This is a genomic window from Sphingobacterium kitahiroshimense (assembly GCF_025961315.1).
In the GTDB taxonomy this organism is placed as follows: Bacteria; Bacteroidota; Bacteroidia; order Sphingobacteriales; family Sphingobacteriaceae; genus Sphingobacterium; species Sphingobacterium anhuiense.
Genome location: NZ_JAOQNK010000001.1, coordinates 511,458 through 535,979, shown reverse-complemented (window position 1 = coordinate 535,979; position 24,522 = coordinate 511,458). Strand labels below are relative to the sequence as shown.

Below are 24,522 nucleotides of genomic sequence, written 5' to 3'. Positions count from 1 at the left end.
TTTATTTAAAATTCAGGAAGTTTATCCATGATATGCCTCCTATAAAAGAACAATGCCAGATTTTTGTATGAAGCGTGGTGGTACAGTAATCATACGTTACTTTAGGAAAAAGATAACTTTTCGACTCCACTTACAATAGGTCTGACGTGGAGTCGAAAAGCCAATTTTTATAATGCCAAATAAACTAGAGCATGATTGTTCGCTCGATATTGATCTCCTGTAAAAAGTACTCATCATGAGATACGACCAGTATGGTACCCTGGTAAGTTTTTAAAGCGGTAGTCAATATTTCAATATTCTGTATATCTAAGTTATTAGTCGGTTCATCCATAATGATGAGATCGGGTGCTAGATTCTGAATGGTTAAGCAACATAGGCATAGCCTCATTTTTTCTCCACCACTTAGGGTATTGCATCGCTTATCCCAGCTGTCTTTACCCAATAAAAATCGATTTAATCTGATTTTGATCTCATGCTCCTGTAAGCTAGTATCATTAAATACCTGTACCTGATCATATATGGTTAGATCATTGTTAATCATGGAATAATCTTGATCAATATACACGGATTTATGTGCTGCACGATACACTTCACCTTGGTAATCATGGATCTTATTGAGCAAGATCTGAATAAGAGTTGTTTTCCCAGATCCATTTTCTCCTTTTAAAGCAATACGTTCTGTACTTGAGATTTCAAAATCTAAATTTGTATTCCAAAGTGGCTTTCCATTAAAATTGCCATTCAGCTTCTTTACTGTAAAGAGTTTTTTGCCTGCGTGTAAATTGGAGTCCGTTAGACCAAACTTTATTTTATCAATATCTGGAATTCCCTTTCTTAAGCTCTGCAACTCCTGAGATAGACTCGCACTTTTTTCATGATGCGTATCTTTTATTTTAGCGGTGCTTTTTTCAGCATTATTGCGCAAGGTATTCATCATGATTCGGGAAACGCCTTCTTTCTGTTGCTTATTCTTCCCTCTAGCATCTAATTTTTGTTGCCGCTCTATGGTCTCGCGCGCCTTGATCTTTGTTTTTCTGATTTCTTTTTCGACATGTTTGATGTCATGATGCAAGGCCTCTTGCTTCATCTTCTTTTCTTCCAGATAGAAATCATAATTACCGGCATAGTAAATCAATCCAGAAGAGGTCAATTCGTACATGGAATCGAGTTGATTGAGCAAAGATCGGTCGTGACTTACGATAATCATCGTGCTGGACGAAGAACGGATGAATTGATACAGCAGCTTACGGCTCATGGCGTCTAACTGATTGCTTGGCTCATCGAGTAAAATCAGTTTGGGCTGGTGAATACTTATCCCTGCTAGAAAAACTTTCGTTTTCTGGCCACCGCTCAGGCTGTCTAGTTTTTGGTCCAAAGCGAGATCAGTTAATTTCCAGTAAGACAATGCTTCCTGACATCGATCTTCAATGTTCCAATCATCATCGAGTACAGTTAGATTTTCTTCTGTTACAATTCCTGAAAGTATGGCATGAAGTGCACTTAACTTATGATCGATTTTTAATGCCTGCGCTACCGTTAAATGATTGTACTGACCGAATAGCTGCGGCACGTAATATAAGGTGCCATCAATACTTTTTTGGCCATGAGCGGCGGTTAATTCACCCGCAACGATCTTTAACAGTGTGGATTTTCCGACACCATTGTTTCCGATCAAAGCAACTTTTTTATTGTCCTGCAAACTTAGACTGATGTCCTGAAACAGCACATCTTTATTTTGATGTATATATGAAATGTTTTGTAAAATAAGCATAATTTCTTTTTTTAGCATGAACGATCGTGCGCATGGAGTATGCGTCACATTAATTTTTTGCAAAAAGAAATTATTTATTACATGGATATGTTGCTTTTTAGTTACTGATGCAAATCTAGATAATTTTGTGCGGATATGAAAACAAATTTTTGTGGCTGTTTATTTTTTGCACGACAAAACTGACAGATTTGTAATCTCCAGTCTTATGATTTCACTTCGGGTCATCGGCTTTTCTATTTTATACTAGTGCTTACTTTACAGCTATTTAAGTATTCTTATTGCTGTTTTACGGCAAGTCATATTCCTCATAAAAGAAAAAGTTTAGATATCTTATTTAGTGGTGCATTTCTAGGGTATAATCACGTAACGGTACTTTATTAGGGTGAAGCTCGGTGCAAATTTCATAAAGTTTTACAAGATTTACCCATAATGTTATAAAAATCTAAGTTGCATATTGCGCTAGCTTTGCACCAAGTATTATGAAAAAACTATTCGTCATATTCCTCTCATTCGTTTACCTGATCTTGTCCTCGGGCTTTGCTCAGTATGCGCATTTTTGTATGGGAACCGCAACGAAAGAAGTAACCTTAACGAATATCAATCATAATACCAATACGCCTTGTGCCATCTGTGCTTCTAAGGAAAAAGGACTGGAGAAGAAAAAGAAGAACTGTTGCAAAGTAGAAACGCAGATCTTTAAGACTGATAAAGCTTCAAGTAAACAAGCTGGCTTTGATTTTTCGCTAAAAATTTGGGGAGATGTTATTCCCAACCGAACATTAGGTGCTGTTTTCGATAAACTATCGATCACTAATGTCTCTAATAATCCTAATTACCTGTCCGACAGAATACTTCCCCGGACAAATCCCCTCTATATCTTACATTGCATCTATAGAATATAGAAAGTCATGTATTGAATTTGACATTTACCATTCCCAATGAAGAGGAATCGGTACTCATTCTTTATATAACTTTTTAAACTTTCGTCTATGAATCTTAAATTCATGGCGTCAGTAGGCTTTATGCTTGCTCTTAACTCATCGGGTTTTGGACAAGTACTAAACTTATTTGATGCATTGCAACGTGCAGTTGACCAGCATGATAAAATAAAATCAAAAAGAACTCTTGTTCAGTCTGCTGAACAGAATACTATTTTTCAAAACAAACAATTTCTTCCCGATGTGACCTTGGGTGCACAGCAAAGTTATGGAACGATCAATGCACAAAACGGGCCCATGTATGCTCATGGAGGTTTAGCTTCTGCCGCAACTTCAATGCCTTTGGCTGAACAAAATTGGAATGCTGCTTTTGGGTCTCTGTATTTTGCTAACGTCAATTGGAATGTATTCACCTTTGGCAAAAAAACAAATCAAGTGGCACTTGCCCGTACAAAGGAGCAGAATGCAACTGCTGATGTCGATCAGATCATATTTGAACATCAGGTCAAAGTTGCGGCGTCCTATCTTAATCTATTGGCGAGCCAACGTATTAAATTTGTTCAGGGTAAAAATACAGAACGTGCCCAGGTGTTTTTTGATATGACCTACAGTCGGGCAACAAGTGGTTTAATTCCAGAAGTTGATGTTTCGCTTGCGAAAGCAGAGGTCTCTCATGCGAGATCGTTAGAAATCAAATCTTACGATAAAGAGCTGGCCTATTCAAAACAGCTTGCCGTTTTGTTGGACGATAATTTTCAAACGTATGAACTGGACAGTGTATTCAATACCAGTGTACCTATTATGCTATGGGATCAAATTCAAAGTAAAGTAGCGAGGCATCCTTTATTGGAATTGCAGCAACGCAAGATTGATGAAAGTGCGCAATCTGAAAAATTTATCCACAGCCATAAAATGCCCAACATCAATATTTTTGGTGTGGTGCAGGGACGTGGTTCAGGTTTTTATTGGAACTATGTCCAGGATAACACCGCATATTCATCTTCCTATTTTAAAGGTGCAGGAATTCAGCGTAGCAATTACCTTTTGGGAGGTACATTGAGTTGGAATTTGACAAATATCTTTCGGTTTGACAGTAAAATAAAGGAGCAACAGTTTCAATCCCAATCCTTAAAGCAAGATTATACTTTATTGGAGAAAGAACTGAATGCGCAAACCAATTTAGCGAAAGTACAGTTTCAAAATGCGGTCGATAATCTTGAAGAAACAAAAGTACAGCTCACCGCTTCACAGTTAGCCCATCGTCAACATACAGCATTGTATGAGAATGGTCTTACAACATTGGTTGATTTCACACAGGCATTGTACAGCCTCAATAGGGCTGAGGTCGATTATGAAATTGCCCAAAACAATGTTTGGCAGGCGATGCTGCTATTAGCATCTGCACAAGGAGATATTTCGATTTTACTTAAAGCGACTCAACACTAATTTTTCTTCGAAAATGAATTTAATCAGATTTGCACTTCGCAAACCAATTTCCATCATGGTTATGGTATTGGGCCTTTTATTCTTCGGAATACGGGCAGCAAAAGATATACAGGTAGATATTTTACCTGAGATGAACTTACCAGTGGTTTATGTAGCTCACTCGTTTAACGGCTATACGCCACAACAGATGGAGGGTTACTTTACCAAGATGTATGTCAATATGATGCTTTTTACGAATGGAATAAAAAGTATTGAGACGAAAAATACACAGGGATTGACATTGATGAAAGTCAATTTTTATGAGGGTACTGAGATGGGAGAGGCTATTGCGCAGCTGACAGCCCTCTCCAATCGCTCGCAGGTATTCTTACCGCATGGTGCTCCGCCACCTTTTATCATTCGGTTTGATGCTTCATCACAACCGGTAGGTCAATTGGTTTTCCGCAGTGAAACCAAAACGAATAATCAGCTGCAGGATATTGCCAATTTTACAGCACGGCCTTTCTTGATTGCCATTCCGGGGTTAACAACAGCGCCACCATTTGGCGGAAGTCCACGGACAATTGAAATTAATATTGATCCCAATAAACTCCGTGTACACCAGCTTTCGCCAGAGCAGATTGTGGAAATCATCAGTCGTCAGAACATCACATCACCTTCAGGAAACGTGTATATAGACGATATCAACTACTTGACACCGACCAACAATACCTTAAAGACGGTCGAAGAGTTTGGCGATATTCCATTATTCAAAGGACAGGTTGATAATGTATATTTAAGAGATGTTGCAACTGTTAAAGATGGTGCAGATATTACAGCTGGCTATGCCTTGATTGATGGCAAGCGTTCGGTATATATCAATGTAGCCAAATCAGGAAAAGCGTCAACTTATGATGTCGTACAGAACCTTAAAAAGGTCATTCCTAATATTCAAAAAAACCTCCCTGATGATGTGAAGATTTCTTATGAATTTGATCAGTCAGTCTATGTGATCAATGCTGTAAAAAGTCTGATTGTAGAAGGGGTCCTGGGAGCATTGCTAACGGGTTTAATGGTGATCCTATTTTTAAGAGATATGCGTGCCGCAATTATCGTGATTTTAACAATTCCGATTTCCATTATTTCAGGTGTGCTTTTTCTTAAATTATTTGGACAAACCATCAACATCATGAGTTTGTCGGGATTAGCGCTAGCCATCGGTATTCTGGTGGATGAAAGTACGGTCACGATCGAAAATATCCATCAGCACTTTGCAATGGGAAAAACAAAAGCAAGGGCCATCTGGGATGCCTGTATGGAGATCGCTTTCCCTAAATTATTGATCTTACTTTGTATTCTCGCCGTATTTGCACCTGCACTGGTGATGACGGGGATACCGGGATCACTGTTTATGCCACTGGCTCTTTCAATTGGATTTTCTATGATCACTTCTTACCTGATGTCTCAGACTTTTGTGCCGATCATGGCCAATTGGATGATGAAAAACAATCATGTAGCGGGTGAAGTGCATAAAGAAACAGCTTTCGATAGATTTAAAGTTCGCTACTCGAATCTGTTGGAACGATTAATGGCGAGTAAGAAGATCATTGTCTCCATCAGTTTGGTGCTGATCCTAGCCCTTGTTGCTGTTATGTATCAGTTTACAGGAAAAGATGTTCTTCCGAACGTCAATTCGAGCCAATTCCAGGTGCGGATAACTGCGCCTGAAGGAACGCGAATTGAAAAAACGGAAGAAAAGGTAAAGGCCGTATTGCATCAATTGGGTACTTTGATCGGGAAAGATAAAATTGCGATTTCCTCTGCCTACGTCGGCTTACATCCATCCTCATTTGCGGTAAGTCCCATTTATCTTTATAATGCGGGTCCACATGAAGCATTACTTCAGGTAGCGCTAAAAGATTTTAAAGGGAATTCGGATGTCTTAAAAGATGAAATAAGAGCGCATCTCAAAAAAACGATGCCAGAACTTAAGCTTTCTTTCGAACCGATCGAATTAACCGAAAAAATATTAAGTCAAGGTGCGAATACCGCTATTGAGATCCGTATTTCGGGTATGATGAAGAAGATGAATGCGATGTCTGCCAATAAATTGATGGTGAAGCTTAAAGAATTGGATTACTTACGTGATGTCAAAATACCACAATCCATGAATTACCCAGCTCTGGAAATTAATATTGACAGAAATAGAGCCGCACAGTTAGGCTTAGATGCGCAGGATATTTCGAAGTCTTTGGTCGCCAGTACTGCTTCTTCACGTTATACAAGTAAAAATATGTGGGTAGGCGGTATGATGGGGATTGCTTATGACGTGCAGGTACAAATGCCTCAAAATATTTTAAACAGCCAAGATGAACTGGCGAACATTCCGTTATCTAAAAATGCGGACAGACCTGTATTAGGCGATGTAGCAACCATAACACCTGTTAAAACATTGGGCGAAAGTTATAATTTGGGAACAATGGGTTACACAACTGTAACAGCCAATGTACATCAGACTGATCTTGGCCGAGCTAAAAAAGATGTACAGGCAGCAATTGATTCTTTAGGTGAACTGCCAAAAGGTGTGAATATACAAGTAGCGGGTATGGCTCCAGTTTTAGACGATACCATGAATAGCCTAGCGAGCGGATTACTGATTGCAATCGTGGTTATCTTTTTGATGCTGACAGCTAATTTTCAATCCTTCAAGGTTTCACTGACCATTTTAACCACAGTCCCTTTCGTGGTATTTGGTTCTTTGGTTTTACTGAAATTGACCGGATCAACTATCAATATGCAATCTTATATGGGGATTATTATGGCAGTAGGTGTTTCAATTGCCAACGCTGTACTATTGATCAGTAATGCGGAGACATTGCGGTTAGAAAATAAAAATGCCATGCTGTCTGCTATTACAGCAACGGGACTGCGTATCCGTCCGATCATTATGACCACTTTGGCGATGACAGCCGGTATGTTGCCGATGGCAATTGGATTTGGAGAAGGTGGAGATCAAGTGTCACCCTTAGGTAGAGCGATTATTGGTGGACTGGTAGCTTCTACTTTTTCCGTACTCATCATTTTACCCTTGGTATTTGCTTGGGTATTGGGTAAAACTAAAGTTCAATCACCTTCTCTAGATCCTGAAGATGAAAACAGTGTACATTTTAACAATTAGAAAACAGAAAAAAATGAAAAACTTAATTTATATAACACTTGTATCGGCATTTATATTCACGAGCTGCGCTGAATCTAAAAAAGAAAATAATGAAGAGCAGAAAAAGGAAATGGGGGGTATGATGATGATGAATCCTTTCGAAACCGTTCCTGTGAAGAAAATTAATCCTTTGGTTATCCTGAAACTAGCGGGTGAATTGCAACCTGATCAGAACACAGAATTGTTTGCTAAAGTAAACAGTTACGTTAAAAATATCCGTGTAGACATCGGTGATCGCGTTTCTGAAGGACAGATCTTGATGACTTTAGAGGCTCCTGAGATCCAGTCGCAGGTAGCAACTGCTAAAGCGAAATTTAAGGCCCAGCAAGCTGTTTATGTATCAACGCTGGCCACTTATGATCGCATGGTTAGAGCCAATCAGACTGCGGGCGCTATCGCGCGCGACGCAATGGATCAGATCACTGCCCGGAAATTATCGGATCAGGCACAATTGGCCGCCGCAGAATCAGCGTATCATGAAATTAGGAATATTGACGATTATTTAGTGATCCGCGCACCTTTCAGTGGTATCATCACGGATAGAAGTGTTGATTTGGGTGCTTATGTGGGACCAATGGGTAAATCACCGTTGTTAGTGGTTCAGAATAATCAGAAATTGCGCCTGAATCTTTCCATACCAGAAGCAAATACTCCTTTTATAAAATTGGGGGATACCATTCAGTTTTATGTGAGATCGCAACCGCAACATAAATATTTTGCTAAGATAAGCCGTAAGTCGGGTAGTCTTGATTTAAAATTGCGATCGGAGAAAGTTGAGGCAGATTTTATCAATACCAATAATGCTTTGAAACCTTTTATGATAGCCGAAACACAAATTCCTTTACAAAATAGTGAAGCGACTTTCTTTGTCCCAAAATCTGCCATTGTAGAAAGTAATATGGGGATGTATGTCATTGCTGTTGAAGGTGGAAAAGCAAGAAAGATTGCGGTAAGCAAAGGACGTGTGATGCCTGAGATGGTTGAAGTATTGGGCGAATTGGCAGAAGATACAGTGATCCTTAAAATGGGCAATGAAGAGATTCAAGATGCTTCAGCAATTCCAAATAAATAAAATATTTAAAATCATGATAAAACAATTCAACAAAATAGCGGTGGTGGCAATAGCTACCATCGTACTGGTATCCTGCACGAATGAAGCACCGAAAGAAGCGACCACGATTAGTGGTACACCGGCTCAAAAGCATGTTCAGGTTCCAGCTCCTGCAGGAACTTCAACTCCTAAAAAGGGAGATCAGGTACCCAATAATCTGGTCTGTATGGTGAATGATGCCTATATGGGCAAACAGCAACTGGAAGTTCCGTTCGAGGGTAAGCTATATTACAGTTGTTGCGAGATGTGTAAAGAGCGTATTCCAAATGATGCCAAGATCAGAATGGCGGTCGATCCTCACACTTTAAAGAAGGTAGATAAAGCAACGGCCTACATCGTGTTGATCGGAGATCAGGATGAAGTCGCATATTTCGAAAGCAAAGATAACTACGATGCGTTTCTAAAAGCTTCGCAATAGGAAGTAGAAAGAAGGATAAAAGGTGCTTTTCATTGACTTGAAGAGCACCTTTTTTAGATCTGTATTTTGGACGATTCTATGTAAATAGCTGTGTTACTTATGGGCAAAGTGAGATTTTACCATTCAAAATTTGTATTTTCATATTGGTATTTCAGAAAACGAGCATTCATATAAAATAAGAGCGGTAATGAAGAAAGTAATTGCAGCGATCAATATGACACTTGATGGTGTTTTTGATCATACGGCCATACAACCGGACGAAGAAGTTCATCAGCATTATACGGATTTATTAAAGGATTCAGAGGTCATTCTATATGGTAGAATTACATTTGAGCTTATGAAATATTGGCAGACGTTTTTAAAAGATCCTTCAGAAGAAAAATCGATGAATGACTTTGCCATAGCAATAGATCAGATTTCAAAAATAGTCTTTTCGAATAAACTGAAAGATACGGATTGGGATACCGCTAGATTAGCAACTCAGGATATTGAAAAGGAAGTTTTAGTTCTGAAAGAAAGTTCTGAGAAAGATATTTTACTGGGCAGCAGGAGTATGATTAATCAACTGATGAAATGGGATCTGATTGATGAATACCAGTTTTGCGTGCATCCGCTTATCGCAGGTAAGGGCTTGTCATTGTTTGAGGAAATGCATAATCGAACTTTATTGAAGCTCATCAAAACGAAGATCTTTAGTAGCGGTGCGATCATCCTTTACTATGAACCGTTAAGGGGGTAATTGTATTTTATTAATTCGTATTATTCAATATTTCTCTATTTGAATCGATCAGAAATTTATAGTTTTCCTCAATTTATCATTCATTATTTTTACAATTTTTCCCGTACCAATTATCCTGCTTCCTTCACGAAATTCAAAAAACATTCCTTCTTCCAACCTGCCACTGAAATATTCTTGTCCAATAATTCTAAGGGTAGCTTTAACTTCCTCCCCAGGATATACAACTGTCTTATTAATAAAAGTCTGTTCTCCGGATGTTTGCATGTCGTCAAAATCAAATTTTACTTGTGGTCTATATTTTGAAAAAGCTGGAGTTGATCGACCTCCTTCTTCCAGAGTTCTATAAGTTAATTCAGCAACAAAATCAATCATTTTAATTTTATTTTGGTAATAAATGATTATTTGTTCGATGATATAAGAAAAATCAGATCGATTATAAAGTACTTCTGCATATTCAATCATTTCTATTAATGAACTTCCAGCTTCACATCTCCAAGCATCGAGAGATGTGGAACCGATAGCATTCTTTCGGATTTTATCTATTGTAATAGGCTTACCAAAATAACTTTCAAACTCTTGTATAAATTCCGATATTTTTAATGAGTGAGCATTAGGCCAATCATTTAATGCATTGATCAATAAGGATGCTGTTTTATTAAAGCTATCATCATTTTGATATAATTCGGTTAAAAAGACCAATTGATCAAAAGTTTCAAACTTGGTTTTATTTTCCATAAATGCTGTTGTAAATTTATTTATCTTTTTTATTTTAAAACTTTTTAACTTGTATAATAGCATTTAGTATTCTCTAAACTTCTTTACATTATCCAAATAGAATAACTCGAAATAAGAAGAATGTTACCCTAATGAATAGAAAACATCATTAACTATGATAATTTACTGAGGTAAAGCCATACTGCTCATCATAATAAATAGGGGTCTCATCATTAATGCTAATATTCGATTCGTAAAGGGTGTTTGCATTATTACATGATGTTTTTATTTATAAGCGTAATAACAACTTTGACTGTAAAGGCGTTTTAAATTTTTTGCAGATACCCAATGATACTTATTTAACATAAACTTTTCAAAAGCTTCAAAAGCAATAAATGTAATCACTGTCCCTGAATGAACTGGGTTTTCTTGTACATAGCGATTTCCCATTTTATTCACAGCCTTACAAATTAAATGACACTCTTCCAGTTTTTGTGCACTTAAATTCGGAAATACAGTTGACAATCTTTCATTGATCGGTTGCAACCAGTTTTCACCAAAGTCCATTGAAAGTTCTAGAGCGTAGTTTAGTATATCAATTGTTAGTGGCATCTGCTTCATTGATAATGATTGTTTTCTTTATAAAGCTACCAATAAGCGCTCATGAAAGCAATATGTAGTTAAGTACAATCATAAATTAATGCATATTCTCTTCTTTATCGTGTTTGCAGATACTATCTTAATCTGTATTTTCGTTTGAGAAGAGAAATGACTTCCATGCTTAGATCATTATCAAACTATGTTTACTATTATAATTGACAATATAAAATGACAGAAGAACAAAAACATCAGATAAAATTAGAAAACGATAAAATAATTAAAGATAAAGGTTATCGTGTTAATGATTGGCTTCCCATTTTAGAGACATCTTCTTTTCGGACATTGGATGAAATAAAAGGCAGAATGTCGGTTATGAATGCGCTCATAAACATTGCTTTTGAGGCTCCAGTTTATATTATTAAGGAATGGCTTGAAAACCAAAATCTTCTAGTATTTCTTTCAGATGCTGAAAAAGAAATCTTAGAAAAAGACAATGATGAGCTAACGGATATCGAAATTAATAGCCTGAATTGGTATTTAGAGAGTTTATGGGCTTTAATGTGGGCAACTGGTATGATTGAGCGTCTAGAAGCAGAGGACTATGTCGGTGATCATATGGTCTCCCTGTTACCTAATTTACAACATGGTGAAACGAATATTAAGCTTGAGCGTTTGCCAGAAGTACGTACAGAGATAGAGCTATATACGATGCTGGATTATTATTATAGATTGCATTGGTACTGTGTAGATGAAAGACTAAATGGCCGTCAAGCTAAGTTAAATGAAGGGCTGATCTATGAGCGACGGAAATCTTTGGAATGGGCATTCAACCGCGAAAATGACTGGGATAATGTTGAAATGGGAACGTAAAAACCAATATTTAGTTCCGGCTTTTTCCTAATCACTTTAAAAATAAGATTGAAATAAATGACACAGAGAGCAGCTATACCATGTCCTGAATGTGACAGAGAAAAATATTTTGAGGGACTGTGCTATTCTTGCAAAAACAGAAAGTTGCGAGAACATTATGAATCGATGAGCAGAGGCCAGATTCTTGAAACGGTTGAAAATATTATTGCAAAAATTGAAACCATTGACAAATGGGAAGAAGTCTATAAAGATTTCTCTGGATTACTGGCTTATCAGGACATTGATACAAGTAAAATTGCTGACGCAGCATTTCAAAAAAAGATATTTTATCCGCCAACCTTATATAGAAATGCATCAGATGAAATCCAAGATCAATTAATCGCATTAATCTGTACACCTGATTGTGCATATGCAGGCCATATATTAAGTTGTCTTGCCGTGGTAGGTGGTGAAAAAGTAAGAAAGACTTTCTATGAACTGGAGAAAAATCCACTGCCTTGGCGTAAGAATCTGTATGTAGATCCTTCATTTTATGCCGCATTGGGCGGATGGACTTTTGATCAAGCAGGAAACAAGGTTCAACTTAATTATGAAACGTGTTATTCACTTTTAGAAGGTGAACAACATGAAGATAATGCAGTCAAAGTAGCTGTGTCAAAAAATGAGAATTGTCAGATCTGTAATTGTCAAACGGTCGATATTTTAACCCTAAATGGAAACGACGAACGGCTATCATTTCTTAGATTACCAGGGCTTGTAAAAATTCCAATATGTCCGAATTGTGCAAGTATGTGTGAAAAGACAAAAGTTCGTTACCAAATTGATGGAGCGAGCACTTTTGAGATCGTAGAACCGTATACAGAAGAAAACTATTTGTCGTCAGCAGATTTTAAAGAATTGACAACAAACAAACTGGCGCTATCAATTTCAAAAAAACCTGTATATTTCGCATGCGGAAATGATGATGTATCAATAATAGGAGGGAACGCAGAATGGGTGCAGGATTGGCAATATGAAAATTGTCCTGACTGTCAAAAGAAAATGAAATTACTAGCGGCTCTTTCTTGGGATCAAATCATGAACGGTTCAGAAGGAACACTTTATGTTGAAATTTGTACAGATTGTTCTCTTGTCGTAACTTTTCACCAACAAACGTAATGAAAGATTAGTTTTTGTTCCAACCGCGAAATATAATCCCATAAGTGGGCTTCCTGTTGAATTGTGCTGCTGATCTTCATTTCAGCAGGAAGCCAGCTTTTATTATTGCTTTTTACCAACATAAATGGTAGCTGCACCAAAAAGTTGTGGATAGGCTTTTACTTTAACAAAGCCGGATTCTTCCAGTATGCTCAAGAATTTATCTCCAGAAGGGAAGTTTATAGCCGATTTGGATAGGTAAGCATATGCATTTTTATCTTTGGAAAAGATTCGGGCTATCTTTGGCATGAGGTGTTGCGTATACAGGAGGTATCCAAATTTTATTAATTTATTTGAGGGAACCGAAGTTTCTAAAATAACAATCGTTCCGTCAGACTGCATTACTCTATACATTTCTCCAAGTCCTTTTTCAAGGTTTTCAAAATTCCTTACACCGTAGCTGATATTGACTATATCAAATGAACAATCAGCAAAAGATAGAGATTCAGCATGCTGCACTTCAGTGTGAATGCGTCCGTCTAATTTATTGGCACTAATTTTTTCATTTGCGATCTTAAGCATTCCTTTAGAGATATCAACGCCGATTATATTTTCAGCTTGCGTCTTTCCTAAAAGAATTGCCATATCGCCAGTCCCGGTTGCGACGCCAAGTATGTGACGGGGATGACATTCTGAAACTATTTTTAAAACTTTACGTCGCCAACTTTTATCCATCCTAAAGGTGATAATATTGTTTAGGAGATCATACTTTTCGGAGATGGTATCAAACATGTGTTCAACCTGTTTACTTTTTCCTTCTGTCGAGTCTAAATAAGGTATAATTTTCGAGTTCATATTTTTTAAATGATGCCGATCCAATTTAAGTTGAATTATTATTAGTTACTCTGGATGTGTGAAATAGGGATACATTAAAGCCTTGATGGAACTGACATAGGATTCATACGCCTGGAGACCTTCAAGTTTTTCATTAATCAAGTTATGTGAGGGCCAAAAGTCAACTACAATAAAAATATTGTTGATCAGATAATCCCACACTTCTTCAGGGATATCATTTCTTAAGACTTTCTTTTGAACCATCAAGTTAAAGAAACGTTTGGTTTCCTTTTTTTGTTTAATCACTATTGCGGCATATGATTCGCGGATTGAAGGGATCCATAAGGAGATTTCAACAAAGTTTATAAATATAAACTGATAACGAGTGAGGAGATTATAAAAATCTTTGAAAATAGTAAATACTAATTCCATGTCAACACCTTCTACATAGTTTTCAAGAGATGCCATTAGCACATCTGATTCTTTAATCAGACGGTCAAATAAGGCTTGTATGATATCCTCCGTATGTTTGAAGTGGTAATGTAAATTCCCTGCACTGATACCCATTTCTGTGGCGATGTGTCGGGTACTGGTATTACGAAGACCTCTGGTATTAAAGACCTGCAATGAAATTTCAAGAATGCGTTCTTTTGTATTCATATTCAAAATTAGAACAAAAGTTCTAATTTTGAATATATTTTTTACTTTTGTGTATGAAAACGCAAAAAGAGAACTGGTTCATAAGAAATCTTAAAGATATTCGAGAAACTATTTTTGGTTTTAATACCACAGATAGTACTTTGAAAAGAGCCAGTAAAGTTATGGGATGGTATATGTTTTTAACCTTGATGACATGTGGAATAGTCGCTACCTTGATCGCAATTTCTTTTGCACATTAAAGCAATACTTATCTGACCCATTTTTGCTGTTTTATGGTCTATCGTGGATTCTTATCCGATATTGCAGGCAGACAGGACAGCCAATCCCAGTTTTAAATAACTGGTTGACAGATTTTGTCTTTGTTCCATTAATCGCATATATCGCATTTTGCATTGGCAATCTCCTTTTAACTTTATACAGCACACCCCATTATTATCCATTATATCAGATACTTGTATTAGCGTTTTTCGTTTCCATTGTTTTTGAATATATCATGCCTCAATACACCAATTACAATGTCAGTGATCCAATAGATACCCTGTGTTACTTCGTAGGTGGATGCTTTTATTATTTCTGTCATCAAAATTATTTGAAAAGTAAATTTAGCTAACGATTATCCATAAGATTCTTGATTAACACGAAAGGACATAATCTAATTTGGAATATTTCACCCTTTCTTGAAACAGAAAAAATAAATGTTTTTTGGGAATTAATGTTAGATATTATCTAAATTGAACACACTCTAAGATACGGCATAATAAAATTTAAAAATCTCAATATCAATTGGATAGACTAGATAGCGTCAAAATGAAGATAAAATACGATATAGATTGGTTAATTGAAAGATTTGAAAGTGGTGAGACCTTGAAATATATTTTCTTTTGGGGACATGAAAATAGACATAAAGATGTGGTAAGTAAATCTTGTTTTAGCCAATGGTTTGATTGCCCTTTTAAGGTTGACAGTGTTAATTATAAAACTTCTGAACACTGGATGATGGCTCACAAAGCTCTACTGTTCGGTGATGATAATCTTTTTGATAAGATCATAAATTGTGAAAAACCTGGAGAAGCAAAAGAACTAGGCAGACAAATCCTAGGCTATGATCAACACATCTGGAATGAGCATAAATTTGAAATTGTAAAACTGGGAAATATACATAAATTCAATCAACATCCAAGATTAGCAAATTATCTTTTGCAAACAGAAAATAGAATTTTGGTAGAAGCAAGTCCGGTTGATGTAATTTGGGGAATTGGTATTGCTGTAGATAACGATGATATTGAAAATATTTATAATTGGCGTGGAGAAAATCTCTTAGGTTTTGCATTAATGTATGTGCGTGATTTTTTTAAACAATTTGGACATTTCAAGCCACTTGAGAATTCCATTCAACCGCCGTGGAAGAAATTCCCTAATATGGATAGTAATAATATGTTTTGGAGGATGGGAAAAGGAGAGGACTATCTAACCCAATTTTCAGAATATTATAATGGACTTGATGACAGAGAGAAAATGATTTTTAAAATGACGAACACATGCCCATATGAATGGCAAAGCTTTTATGATTAAGTAATTATGATGCGAATTCGACTTTAAGGAAAATAGATAATTAAGTTAATAAAGGAACTAGGATTCAAGGAGAAGATAGCTGCGGTAATTAAAAATCAATTTAGAAATGAGTAAATATAAAATCTGGATTACTATCTTCATTAATTTAATGATAAGTGCTTTGTATTTTAAACAGATTTTATATAGCGGAAATCTGCTTCCGCTACTTAAAACGAAAGAAATATTACTGACACCATTTTTATTATTTTACACAGTATTAGGAATCGTAACCTGTCTTTTTCTAGATAAAAAAATAGTTAAAAATCAGCATATTACTGCAGTTATTTTATTGATTGTTATACTTGGTTTTTTGATTTTCCCAGTTTCGTTCCTACATCATAGAAGGGGATACGAACTTGCACTACCGTTCCTATCAACCCTTGTAGAGCCCATTAAAGTCAAGTACTTATTTGGCCAATCTATCAAAGTTTTATTGCAGAAAAACATTGTTCTGATGGTGATCAGCTTTTGCTTGCTCTTTTTTGTATCCTTCTTTTTTAATATGGATTCGACCAATTATCTTTATGCTTACGGAGGAATGTATTTTCTGATGTTGGCAATTCTAGACTATTACTTTCATCAAATAAAGTTCAGCTCTCAACCACATTGATTGTTTAAGACTACAATAGTTAACTATGGTTTTAGCGACATGAAACTACATTCAATTGAAGCAGTAATAGATCCCGAAAATGTGGCCTGCCAAAGTATTAGAGAAATGTAATTTTATTAAAGAAGGATATTTTAAGGAAAATGAGTTCTACAACGGACAATTTTTGGCTACTGTCATTTATTCGAAAATAAATGGATAAGTAACATACTACGTATGAAGAAAAAAAATCCATGTACATTACATGGATTTTTTCGCTTTAAAAGCATATTTCATTGTCCTTTCTTTGAATGAACAGGTCACATTAAATATGCTTCCTGATATCGTGAGCAAACTATAGGCAGTCAAGCATAACTGTTAGTCTCTAAATTATTTCAATTCAATGATTTTATTATTATCCGCTTCTTTAACCTCTTGTTCAATCGAAATCGTAAGTTTCGAAAATATCGTAAATGCTAATAGTACGATAAGTGCAACCGGAAATATAATTCCGATAATTATTGCAAAGAGCAATGAAATGCTCAAGTACACTTTTCCAGTACTAGAAGAAACTTTTAATTTAGAATTTTTTAGCGAATCAAATGCTTTTTGAAAACCATTTGTGATTGTTTTGCTATTGATGTCGAAGATTGTTTTAGTTTTCATGATAAATCTGTTTATGTATTTGTTTATGATTCAAAAGTAGCGCTATTGCGTTTCAAAGCTTAGTGGAAATAGGTGGATGAAGGAAGAAAATCGGTAAACCATTATTTTTTAGCGGTCAGTAAGAATAACTATATAGCTCTTTAGTATTTAAACATAATAGATGTTATGATCTATTTTAATAGGTTTAAAAACTCATTTCTCTTTGTCTCTGAAGAGAAAATGCCACCATATTCAATGGAAGTTGTACTACTTGTACTGTCCTTAATACCGCGGGCAGATACACAAAGATGCTCGGCATGGATCACCACAATGATATCATCGGTCTGTAAAGCAGATTTCAATTCATTATATATCTGCAAGGTTAATCTTTCCTGCACCTGAGGTCTGTGTGCATAATAATCGACCACACGATTAATTTTAGAGAGACCGATTACCTTATTCTTTGCAAGGTAACCGATGTGTGCAAGTCCTACAATGGGCAAAAAATGGTGTTCACAGGTTGAATTTACTCGGATATTCTTTTCAATCAATATTTTATTATAATCATATTTATTGACGAATGTAGAAAGCTTTGGCTTATTTAAAGGATTGAGACCATAGAACAATTCCTTTATGTACATTTTGGCGAACCTGTAGGGCGTGCCACTTAAACTGTCATCATGTAGATCTAATCCAAGTTCCCATAATATTTGTTGAAAAAGCTCGGAAATGCGATTCATTTTCTCTTCATCAGTTCTGAGAAATGCATCCGGTCGTAAAGGCGTTTCGATAGAAGTCATGGCATGTTGATCTCCGATATCCTCTGTATTGGAGATTGTTTCTGTTTGTGATAATGAATTCATCATGATTTATACTGTTGTTATAATAATTCGAAGTGCTATTAAATATTTAACAAATATAAATCTAAATTCTTCAAATGCAACTAAATTGCTTTTGTGAATTATCTTATCTATATTTGAACATTGATAATCCAATTGACATTTTTAATTATTATAATAAATGAATGCTATACTTATTGTTTCTATACTTTTTTTATCTCCATTTATAAGTGGAATTTCTGTTTTATCAGTCAAACGGGATCGTTCAACATTTTTAAAATTGATTCTTTCCTTCAGTGGTGCCTATCTTTTTGGACTGACGATACTTCATCTTATTCCGCACGTGTATGCAGATGCGTCGGAGCATATGGAAACCATTGGACTGTATATACTTGGCGGTTTCCTGTTCCAGCTTTTGTTAGAACATTTCTCCCAAGGAGTGGAGCATGGACATATACATATGAAGAAGGAAAATATCAATTCTTTTCCAATAGCTATTATGTTGAGTTTATGTGTCCATGCTTTTTTAGAAGGTATGCCTTTGGTTAGTGCACAGCGTCAACATCTTGTTTTTGGTATCGCGATCCATCATATTCCAGCAGCATTTGCATTGGGATCTTTACTTCTGGCCTCTCAAGTTTCAAAAAGAACATTACTGATTGCTATTTTCGTATTTGCTATGATGACTCCAGCAGGTTTTTTGACCAGTCAGTTTATCAGTCAGCATGCTGTGGGTGATCTTGCACAATATTTTGATAAAATTATGGCTGTAGTGATCGGTATATTCCTTCATGTTTCCACTACAATTCTTTTTGAGTCCGGATCTGCAGACCACCATGTTTTCAATAAAAAGAAGATGATTGCAGTATTGTTGGGAATAGTATTATCACTGAGCAGTTTAATCATTGGCGGACATGATCATAGCCATTCTGAACATGATCACCATAATCACGAATCACATCACGAACATTAAAAAAAACTAAAGAATGAATACAATGAATTACAAATTATCGATTCTCTTGATGATCCTCATCTTCCTAATTGGATGCAATAATTCTCAAACTGGCATAAGTACGATTAAAGTTGGGAAAACAGGTAATGAGGTTAACGCGTTTATTGGTCAAGATCTCCATTTTAAAACAAATATTTACTTTCCTGAAGGAATTAAATTGCTGACAGTGAAATTTGAACCAATAAAAAAGACAGATTGGTCCTATGTGAAGGATTATACTACCGATGTCAAACAACATAATCAATATCATTTAAGCGGGGTTATACCTATTCCAGTGTATTTAGCAGTCGGAATTTATAAATTATGTATCAAAGCAGTTTCGGAAGTAGGAGAAACTGCAGAGGAGGAAACTGAGATCAATCTAAAAGTAGATAGTTCGATGCCATTTGCGTCGAAAATTGATGTAGGTCTTAATGCGAAGAAAGATAATCTGCATCTGGAGTCAGAAATTACTGCCTCCAAAAAGATTAAAAGTGTAAAGGTTCAGCTTAAATGGGGTTCATTTTCCAAAACCTATACTTATAATACAGGTGCGATGATCGGCGCTCTACAACATACCTTTCATGAGCATCTGGACCTAAAACACTTTAAAAATGGGAAATATGATGTTATCTTCATCGTAGAAGATCAGGAGGGGAGACTATTTGAAACAAAAGGAGATTTTATAAAATAACAACGCTCATAATTTTTCATACTCATTTTTAGGAGGTTACTTGATTTAGTAATATCTACCAATGCCTAAGATAGTTTGTAATGGCTAAAGTCTTAGGCTGTGAAATTTGTAGTCAATAGAAAAGTTTGTTTAAATCTTTATATTGACTGCAATATATTATCGATCAGTCACGACAATGGCACAGCAATTATCCATATTTAGACTTATTTTTTCAAATTTTCCAAGTAAAAGCATTTTGTCTATTATTCTTGAACCATCAGCGATATCCTGATCGAAACGCTCGATTAGGGCTACGTTATGAATTGCGTAATCCTCAAGATGGAATCTATTATTTCATTTATAACGATAAACAACAGCTTGTGCAGGAGGGAAAATATACAGCACAGTATATTTATGAAGGACTAACATACGATGGGAATTTCTATAACACAAAAAGATATTTTTATAAAAAGAATGGACGTCTGAATAGTGTACATTATCAAGAAGACGGCAGAAATTTCAAATTAGAACAATTTGCTAAGGACGGGCAACTGACTAAAATAACCTATTTCAATAAGAAAACAGGCGAAAAAGAAAAGATTGAAATTTATAAAAACAAGAAACTAAAAGAAACCCGGATTTATACAGCCTTTAAGACTTATCGCACGGTAAAATCTTTTTAATATTTAGCTTTACATCAGTAGCTTAGCATATGCAAGATAACATATGCTAAGCTTATGAATCAAAAACGTTATGATTGATCATGTTGTTACGGCATTGGAATTATGGTCAAATACCTAACTTTTCATATTCAATCTTTCTTCTTGAAGATCGAGCAATCGAAGATGTTTCCTGATAATTTCTTCATCTAACAGAAGCTCCTCGCGGTTTTTATTGATAAGCCATGTTCTTTGCGTTTCGATTATGTCAATATAAATACTTCGATATTCAGCGAAATTAATGATGATTTCAGAACTGCTCAATTGATTTTCATATTTTTGCAATTGATCTTTCAATGTTGGAAAACTATCTATTTTGTGAGCATAATCTTTACGGATTTTATCTACTGCCACTTGAGCAAGGTTGTTCTGAATTTCATAATCGATTTCCTTTTCACTTCGAGTAAAATCCTGATCTATTTGAGGGAATTTCCTTAATAAGAAAGGAAGCGTAAGTCCCTGGACAAGTAATGTTAAAAGGATGACGACAAAGGTGATGAAAAGTATGAGATTTCTTTGAGGGAAAGGAGTTCCGTCCGCTAAAGTCAGGGGAATTGAAAGTGCCGCGGCCAATGAAACAACACCTCTCATTCCGGTCCAGCCAATGATTAAAGGAGTTTTCCAGCCAGGGGATTTGGCATCAGCAACGGTAATGTAATTTCTCATAATTAAAGTCGTTATCACCGCCGCATAACCGGAGAAAATTCTAACAAGAACCAGCACTACAGTAACAGCTATTCCATAACCGATTGCTGTATAAATATCAGTATCTCCCAAACCAGAAACAATTTCAGGTAAATCTAAACCAATGAGCATGAAAACAATTCCATTTAACAAAAAGCAAAAACTTTCCCAAACTGTTACAGTACGAATTCTAGATGCACTGCTCAAAAAATCATGACTACGATAAGATAGGAATAATCCGCCACTTACCACCGCCAAAACTCCCGACGCATGCAGTTCCTCCGCCGCCAAATACATCGAGAAAGGGGCGATAAAAGTGAGCAAAATATCAGTATTAGAATCTGTCGGAAGTATTTTATGCATTTTCAGAAAGATGTATGCAAGTGCAAGCCCGATGCCTACGCCACCAATGCACATCCATACAAAACTTCCCGCCGCTTCGTACCATACAAATTGCCCGGTTGCCGCAGCAATCATCGCAAACCTGAAAATGATTAAAGAAGAAGCATCATTCAGCAAACTTTCGCCTTCGAGGATTGACGCCAATCTTTTAGGCACCTTCACAAATTTTAAAATTGCTCCAGCACTTACTGCATCAGGTGGTGAAACGATTCCGCCCAATAAAAAACCTAAAGCTAAAGAAAATCCGGGGATGAAATAATTAGCGAAGACGGCTACCGATAATGCCGTAAAAAAAACGACTACGAAAGCGAAACTGAAAATAATTCTGCGCCATCGCCATAGCTCTTTCCATGAGGTTGACCAAGCGGCTTCATACAGCAGCGGTGGTAAAAAAATGATAAATATTAACTCTGGTTCTATTTTTATTGGGGGTACTCCCGGAATAAAACTTATTGAAAGACCAGCTAATACAAGCAAAACAGGATACGCAACCTGAATCTTTTTCGCCAACATGATCAGCATGGTGATCAGCAGCACCAAAAAAAGATAAAATTCGAAATTTTCTAGCATGTGTAAATTTTAGTTACATAAATATATATTAAATTTTTAGCAACATTTACAACCTATTTAAAATTTAAATGAGTTGTAAATGTTGTCATAGAAATAATGTGTGATGCATTTTTCCAATTTCCATATTTATCCAGCATCTAATAGTTTGCGGTGTAAAAGATTGTTGCTATAATTTTTATTCCGTACAGATTAAGCAGATCCGGCCTTCATTACCAACTATGGTATTTTTAAACAATTAAAACAAACAGTAAGGTCGAGCTGTATTACTTATTCACGACAAAAAAATATCATTATGAAAGTTGCCATCATCGGAGCATCCGGATTTATCGGATCAGCTATTTTAAATGAAGCGCTGAGTAGAGGTCATGACATAACCGCTATTGTCCGAAAACCAGAAAAAGTAACGGTTTCCAACCCACGTCTTAACGTCAATAAAGGAGATGTTATAAAAGAAGAGGAGTTGGTCAGCCTTTTGAAAGGAAACGAAGCTGTTATCAGTGCTTACAGCGCAAATGACTCATCGACCTATGTAAAGGCTATCACAGCTATTATTAATGCTACGAAAAAAGCAGGTATTACGCGATTATTAGCTGTTAGCGGGGCCGGAAGCCTCGAAGTAAAACCCGGAGTACAATTGTTAGATACTCCAGAATTTCCCGCTGAATGGAAGGACGGTGCTACTGCTACACGTGACGCATTTGATGTTATCAAACAGGTGACCGACCTGGATTGGTCTGTCTTGAGCCCAGCCATGGTGATCGAGCCCGGCCCGCGTACAGGTGTTTTTCGCTTAGGGAAAGATCAAGTGTTATTTAATGATAAAGGAGAAAGTAAGATTTCTACAGCCGATTTCGCAGTAGCTTTGCTCGATGAGCTGGAACGACCCGCACATATCAAACAACGTTTTACGCTTGCTTATTAAGCTTGGAATAATTTTAGGAATATATATTAAATAGGAAACAATGCTGTAATGTATCATAACAGCACTGTTTTCCTATCTGATATACATTATGCGATTGAAAGGGTTTCATCCAGGTAAATATCTTGTATCGCTCTAAGAATTTCTATGCCATCTTTGAGCGGACGTTGAAAAGCTTTTCTACCCAATATTAGCCCTGTGCCTCCGGCTCGTTTGTTTATAATCGCTGTTCTAATAGCCTCAGGAAGATCGCGTTCACCTTTCGATTCACCTCCTGAATTAATAAGACCAATTCTGCCCATGTAGCAATTTGCTACTTGATAACGGCAAAGGTCAATAGGATGCATGGATGATAAATCCGTGTACATTTTAGGATTGCTTTTTGCAAAATTAATGGTAGTGAATCCGCCGTTATTTTCCGGAAGTTTTTGCTTAATGATATCAGCCTGTATGGTTACACCTAAATGATTGGCTTGACCTGTAATATCTGCTGCAACTTCATAATTAACGTTATCCTTAGTAAAACTATTATTACGGGTATAGCACCATAAAATGCAGGGCATTCCTAACTCATGAGCTCTTTCAAAGGCTTCGGCAACTTCTACAATTTGCCTGTTTGAATTTTCTGAACCAAAGTAAATCGTAGCACCTATTGCAGTTGCCCCTAAGTTCCAAGCATCTTTTATACTCCCAAACATAATTTGATCATACTTTGTAGGATAAGTAAGCAATTCATTATGATTTATTTTAACGATAAATGGAATTTTATGTGCATATTTTCTAGCCATTATAGCAAGATTCCCAAAAGTTGTTGCAACAGCATTACAACCACCTTCGATAGCAAGCTTGATGATATTTTCTGGATCAAAATACAAAGGGTTCGGAGAAAAAGAAGCACCAGCAGTATGTTCTATCCCTTGATCAATTGGCAATATTGATAAATATCCGGTATTAGCCAGATGTCCATGTTTGTAGAGTGCCGCAAGATTTCTAAGTACCTGAGGATTGCGGTTGCTTTGCAGGAAAATCTCATCGATAAATTTTGGGGAGGGAAGGTGAAGTTGTTCCTTCAAAATTTTTGGTGTATTAAAGCCTAGCAGATTTTCGCCTTCGGCACCTAATTCTAATAAAATATTTTTATAATTCATAACGTGATGATATTATTATAAATAAAGTATATTGAGATAATATGCAGTGATTTAAACTGTTATTACAATTAAAGTTAACTAATGATTTCGATAGTCCCTAGTTTTTAACATATTATTTGAAGGTTAATTTACAGTCTTAATTAAAAAGACATCTTGTGCAGGATTGCATTCGGAATAAGAATTCTAATAAAAAAATTCAGTGCAGAAGTTTTTGATTCAAAGGGTATAGATGATGATTGGGAAATCGAACATCATCATGCTTTCCAATACCTTACATAGGTCATGATGAATACATATCAGA

At 36.1% G+C, this 24,522-nt stretch carries 24 protein-coding genes; 14 read left to right on the top strand and 10 right to left on the bottom strand.

Annotation, left to right across the window (positions count from 1 at the left end):
- Positions 1–184: 184 nt before the first annotated feature.
- Positions 185–1,771 carry an ABC-F family ATP-binding cassette domain-containing protein gene (locus M2265_RS02330; RefSeq protein ID WP_132768118.1) on the bottom strand — a complete coding sequence of 529 codons (1,587 nt, stop codon included), beginning with the start codon at positions 1,769–1,771 and terminating at the stop codon, positions 185–187.
- 479 nt (positions 1,772–2,250) lie between these two features.
- Here M2265_RS02330 and M2265_RS02325 point away from each other — a divergent pair, with 479 nt between their 5' ends.
- The 6 genes from M2265_RS02325 to M2265_RS02300 all read left to right on the top strand — a co-directional run bounded on the left by M2265_RS02325 (position 2,251) and on the right by M2265_RS02300 (position 9,619).
- Entirely contained in the window at positions 2,251–2,673 is a 423-nt protein-coding gene (locus M2265_RS02325) for an HYC_CC_PP family protein (protein WP_132768120.1), read from the top strand.
- A gap of 87 nt (positions 2,674–2,760) precedes the next feature.
- Positions 2,761–4,155: a TolC family protein gene (locus M2265_RS02320; RefSeq protein ID WP_132768122.1), complete on the top strand. Its 1,395-nt coding sequence runs from the start codon at positions 2,761–2,763 to the stop codon at positions 4,153–4,155.
- Between the two features lie 13 nt (positions 4,156–4,168).
- Positions 4,169–7,312, top strand: coding sequence for an efflux RND transporter permease subunit (locus tag M2265_RS02315; RefSeq protein ID WP_132768124.1), 3,144 nt, complete (start codon positions 4,169–4,171; stop codon positions 7,310–7,312).
- Positions 7,313–7,325: 13 nt separating this feature from the next.
- Positions 7,326–8,423 carry an efflux RND transporter periplasmic adaptor subunit gene (locus tag M2265_RS02310; RefSeq protein WP_132768126.1) on the top strand — a complete coding sequence of 366 codons (1,098 nt, stop codon included), beginning with the start codon at positions 7,326–7,328 and terminating at the stop codon, positions 8,421–8,423.
- 13 nt (positions 8,424–8,436) lie between these two features.
- Positions 8,437–8,880: a hypothetical protein gene (locus M2265_RS02305; RefSeq protein ID WP_132768128.1), complete on the top strand. Its 444-nt coding sequence runs from the start codon at positions 8,437–8,439 to the stop codon at positions 8,878–8,880.
- Between the two features lie 187 nt (positions 8,881–9,067).
- Positions 9,068–9,619 (top strand): dihydrofolate reductase family protein, encoded by a 552-nt coding sequence (locus M2265_RS02300; protein ID WP_132768130.1) that lies wholly within the window; start codon positions 9,068–9,070, stop codon positions 9,617–9,619.
- A 48-nt stretch (positions 9,620–9,667) separates the two neighbouring features.
- Here M2265_RS02300 and M2265_RS02295 read toward each other — a convergent pair whose 3' ends face one another.
- Positions 9,668–10,354, bottom strand: a complete 687-nt coding sequence (locus tag M2265_RS02295; RefSeq protein ID WP_132768132.1) for a hypothetical protein — start codon at positions 10,352–10,354, stop codon at positions 9,668–9,670.
- Positions 10,355–10,618: 264 nt separating this feature from the next.
- Positions 10,619–10,945 carry a hypothetical protein gene (locus M2265_RS02290; protein ID WP_132768134.1) on the bottom strand — a complete coding sequence of 109 codons (327 nt, stop codon included), beginning with the start codon at positions 10,943–10,945 and terminating at the stop codon, positions 10,619–10,621.
- Between the two features lie 216 nt (positions 10,946–11,161).
- Between M2265_RS02290 and M2265_RS02285 the strand changes: the two genes are divergently transcribed.
- Positions 11,162–11,803, top strand: a complete 642-nt coding sequence (locus tag M2265_RS02285; protein WP_132768136.1) for a DUF4272 domain-containing protein — start codon at positions 11,162–11,164, stop codon at positions 11,801–11,803.
- Positions 11,804–11,860: 57 nt separating this feature from the next.
- Positions 11,861–12,961 carry a hypothetical protein gene (locus M2265_RS02280; protein ID WP_132768138.1) on the top strand — a complete coding sequence of 367 codons (1,101 nt, stop codon included), beginning with the start codon at positions 11,861–11,863 and terminating at the stop codon, positions 12,959–12,961.
- A gap of 102 nt (positions 12,962–13,063) precedes the next feature.
- Here M2265_RS02280 and ubiE read toward each other — a convergent pair whose 3' ends face one another.
- A complete protein-coding gene (gene ubiE, locus M2265_RS02275; RefSeq protein WP_132768140.1) occupies positions 13,064–13,795 on the bottom strand; it encodes a bifunctional demethylmenaquinone methyltransferase/2-methoxy-6-polyprenyl-1,4-benzoquinol methylase UbiE in 732 nt (243 codons plus the stop codon).
- Between the two features lie 45 nt (positions 13,796–13,840).
- Complete coding sequence (locus tag M2265_RS02270) at positions 13,841–14,434, bottom strand: TetR/AcrR family transcriptional regulator (protein WP_132768142.1); 594 nt, start codon at positions 14,432–14,434, stop codon at positions 13,841–13,843.
- 53 nt (positions 14,435–14,487) lie between these two features.
- On the opposite strand from M2265_RS02270, the gene M2265_RS02265 reads away from it, so the two are divergent.
- Positions 14,488–14,673 (top strand): hypothetical protein, encoded by a 186-nt coding sequence (locus M2265_RS02265; protein ID WP_021188542.1) that lies wholly within the window; start codon positions 14,488–14,490, stop codon positions 14,671–14,673.
- Positions 14,674–14,891: 218 nt separating this feature from the next.
- Here the strand turns inward: M2265_RS02265 and M2265_RS02260 are convergent, their stop codons facing one another.
- Positions 14,892–15,014: a hypothetical protein gene (locus M2265_RS02260; protein WP_262708405.1), complete on the bottom strand. Its 123-nt coding sequence runs from the start codon at positions 15,012–15,014 to the stop codon at positions 14,892–14,894.
- Between the two features lie 227 nt (positions 15,015–15,241).
- On the opposite strand from M2265_RS02260, the gene M2265_RS02255 reads away from it, so the two are divergent.
- Entirely contained in the window at positions 15,242–16,006 is a 765-nt protein-coding gene (locus tag M2265_RS02255; protein ID WP_243655372.1) for an NADAR family protein, read from the top strand.
- 1,015 nt (positions 16,007–17,021) lie between these two features.
- Here M2265_RS02255 and M2265_RS02250 read toward each other — a convergent pair.
- Positions 17,022–17,297: a hypothetical protein gene (locus tag M2265_RS02250; RefSeq protein ID WP_132768144.1), complete on the bottom strand. Its 276-nt coding sequence runs from the start codon at positions 17,295–17,297 to the stop codon at positions 17,022–17,024.
- A 170-nt stretch (positions 17,298–17,467) separates the two neighbouring features.
- On the bottom strand, positions 17,468–18,142 hold the full coding sequence (folE, locus tag M2265_RS02245; protein WP_206368275.1) for a GTP cyclohydrolase I FolE: 675 nt from the start codon (positions 18,140–18,142) through the stop codon (positions 17,468–17,470).
- 154 nt (positions 18,143–18,296) lie between these two features.
- On the opposite strand from folE, the gene M2265_RS02240 reads away from it, so the two are divergent.
- From M2265_RS02240 to M2265_RS02230, 3 genes are all read left to right on the top strand, one after another.
- Positions 18,297–19,088, top strand: a complete 792-nt coding sequence (locus tag M2265_RS02240) for a ZIP family metal transporter (protein WP_132768145.1) — start codon at positions 18,297–18,299, stop codon at positions 19,086–19,088.
- A gap of 13 nt (positions 19,089–19,101) precedes the next feature.
- Positions 19,102–19,800 (top strand): hypothetical protein, encoded by a 699-nt coding sequence (locus tag M2265_RS02235; RefSeq protein ID WP_132768147.1) that lies wholly within the window; start codon positions 19,102–19,104, stop codon positions 19,798–19,800.
- Between the two features lie 248 nt (positions 19,801–20,048).
- Entirely contained in the window at positions 20,049–20,462 is a 414-nt protein-coding gene (locus tag M2265_RS02230; protein ID WP_207902351.1) for a hypothetical protein, read from the top strand.
- A 114-nt stretch (positions 20,463–20,576) separates the two neighbouring features.
- Here the strand turns inward: M2265_RS02230 and M2265_RS02225 are convergent, their stop codons facing one another.
- A complete protein-coding gene (locus tag M2265_RS02225) occupies positions 20,577–22,154 on the bottom strand; it encodes a Na+/H+ antiporter (protein WP_132768148.1) in 1,578 nt (525 codons plus the stop codon).
- A 292-nt stretch (positions 22,155–22,446) separates the two neighbouring features.
- Here M2265_RS02225 and M2265_RS02220 point away from each other — a divergent pair, with 292 nt between their 5' ends.
- A complete protein-coding gene (locus M2265_RS02220; RefSeq protein WP_132768150.1) occupies positions 22,447–23,076 on the top strand; it encodes an NAD(P)-dependent oxidoreductase in 630 nt (209 codons plus the stop codon).
- Positions 23,077–23,162: 86 nt separating this feature from the next.
- Here M2265_RS02220 and M2265_RS02215 read toward each other — a convergent pair whose 3' ends face one another.
- Complete coding sequence (locus M2265_RS02215) at positions 23,163–24,221, bottom strand: class I fructose-bisphosphate aldolase (protein WP_132768152.1); 1,059 nt, start codon at positions 24,219–24,221, stop codon at positions 23,163–23,165.
- Positions 24,222–24,522 lie beyond the last annotated feature (301 nt).